The sequence below is a fragment of the Chryseobacterium sp. CG10_8 genome (genome assembly GCF_058117085.1).
Genome location: NZ_JBYVEB010000204.1, coordinates 1 through 2,235, shown reverse-complemented (window position 1 = coordinate 2,235; position 2,235 = coordinate 1). Strand labels below are relative to the sequence as shown.

Below are 2,235 nucleotides of genomic sequence, written 5' to 3'. Positions count from 1 at the left end.
TAAACAAAATCAATAAATTATTAATCAGGAAAACAGTCTATTGCAAACTTACTGAAACGAGTTCTCAAACTATCGTTGCAATTAATGCAGTTTTGATTCATTTTATTAATTAAAGCCTTTCGTACTTTAGAGGGTTTTTTATAATCATCCCATTCATAAAATCCACTATATAGAATTGAATTAGTCCACGCAAGATACTTTTCTCCTGATTTATCATAATCCATATATCCGAAAAACTCTTTAGGGAATTTTTCAGCATACTGTCTTGCAGGAACACCAGTATATTCTCCCAAAGCGCCATCTTGAATGATGATTGTCTTATTCAAAATCCAACGGTAAAATGGCCTCAAACTATCATTATCCGTTGTAACCAAACTCAACAATCTTGCTGTTTCAGGCTCGTCTGTTGGTCTATATTTGCCAAAATAAAATTGGATAGCCGTTGAATCACATTTAGGGCTCTCAACATAAAAACGAACTGGTCTATTCCAAATTGAATCTTTATCAATATCGTGACTAAGCCCAAAACCAGACTGCCAATCGTCAATTTTTATAGAATCCGAATTATGATGTACACTCTTTTCAACAATTTTTGCCTTTTCCTTATTACAGGAAAAAAGTACTAATAAAAAAAGTAGAAAATACCTCATTATATTTTTGAAAGAACACGTTCATATTTCTCCAAAATAATTTCTTTCGAAAACCTTGATTTTATCGAATTGCGAATTGCAAATTTATCATAATTTTCATTTAAAACTCCTTTAATTTTTTGGGCAAAACTTTCGTGATTTTCAATATCAAATATTTCTCCGTTGATTTTTGGCTGAATGATTTCATTAATTCCACCTTTGCAATTATTAGCTAAAGCATAAGTTCCACAAGCTCCGGCTTCGAGCAAAACATTCGGAAAGCCTTCATAACGAGAGGATAAAATAAACAAATCAGCAAACTTTAGAAATTCGTAAGGATTTTTCTGCTGTCCATGGAAAATCACATTGTCTAATCCTAAATCCGACTTCATCTGATGAAGTAAGTCTTTATCTTTTCCATCACCTAAAATATGAAGTTTGATTTTTTCATTTTTTAAATATGAAAACACTTTCAACAGATTATCAAATCCCTTTCTGGAAGATAGATTGCCAATAGCCACTACATTTATGAATTCTTCTGAAAAGGTTTCAGGCTTTGTAGAAATTTCTAATTTACTATCAATAAATTCAAAATCAACTGGATTGTTGATTTTGGTGATTTTATCTTTTTTAATTTTAAAATTCGCCAACAAGTCATTCATCATGTCATCGCTTTGACAAATGATTTTATCATAATTATTATAGAATTTGTAGAAGAATTTAATTTCCTTTCGTGTAACGTGTTGAGAAACCACATTCGTTTCACGAGCGATGAATTTTGTCTTGGGAAAAAGCTTAATAAATAATGATAAATACGCATTAACCTCACCAAAGCCACAAAAAACCACATCAGGCTTCCTTTTCCTAATCTCTGATAAAATTGGTTTGATAGAATGTCGAATTCTTGGAGTTCTGAGGTCAATGATTTCCACATCATCTTTCAGAAATTCCAAATAACCGCCTTCTTTACGAAGAAGCATAATTTTTGGTTCGAATTTTTCACGAGGTAAATGATTGGCAAGTGTCATCACAATGCGCTCCGCACCGCCAGTTTCCAAATCAGGAAGTATAAAAATAATTGAGATTTTTTTCATAGAATTTTCCCGTAGATTGCACTGATTCATTCTAAAAAAATGCAATCTGCGAGATATTTTTATTTTGCAATAATCGGTTTTTTATCTACTTCTTCCAAGAAACTTTCTTTGTTGGGAATACCATCATTGGTCGGAAGCTCAGATTTAAGCTCAATTAAAATCGCTCCATTTTCCCCTTCTTTATCATATAATTTTGTTGCAGCTTCACTGTTAATCACTGTAATAGATTCAATTTTTGATGATGGGATTTTTATAACTTCTTCTTCTGTCATTTTCTTGCCATCAACGATGTAGAGCAAATTAATGTCTCCTTTTACGCTTATAGGACGCTCAGAAATAACTGAACTTGTCGCAATATCAGCAGGCAATATTTTCGATTTTTTCAAAGCAGCTTCCTCCAAAATTTCTTTCACTGTCATATTTTCTTGAATTTGCGCTGAAACAAGTCCAATAGATGTGATAAAGACAAATGTTAATATTTTTCTGTAAAAAGAATTCATCTTATTAAATTT

At 31.7% G+C, this 2,235-nt stretch carries 3 protein-coding genes; all 3 read right to left on the bottom strand.

Translation table 11 applies throughout. The annotated features are described in order from the left end of the window. Positions 1 to 20 precede the first annotated feature (20 nt). Positions 21 to 650, bottom strand: coding sequence for a hypothetical protein (locus tag AC4AGG_RS16155; RefSeq protein WP_489773051.1), 630 nt, complete (start codon positions 648 to 650; stop codon positions 21 to 23). Further along, positions 650 to 1,723 (bottom strand): glycosyltransferase, encoded by a 1,074-nt coding sequence (locus AC4AGG_RS16150; RefSeq protein ID WP_489773050.1) that lies wholly within the window; start codon positions 1,721 to 1,723, stop codon positions 650 to 652. Before AC4AGG_RS16150 ends, AC4AGG_RS16155 begins: the two co-directional genes overlap by 1 nt. A 59-nt stretch (positions 1,724 to 1,782) precedes the next feature. Beyond that, positions 1,783 to 2,235: hypothetical protein (locus AC4AGG_RS16145; RefSeq protein ID WP_489773049.1), on the bottom strand; the 453-nt coding region annotated here is incomplete at its 5' end.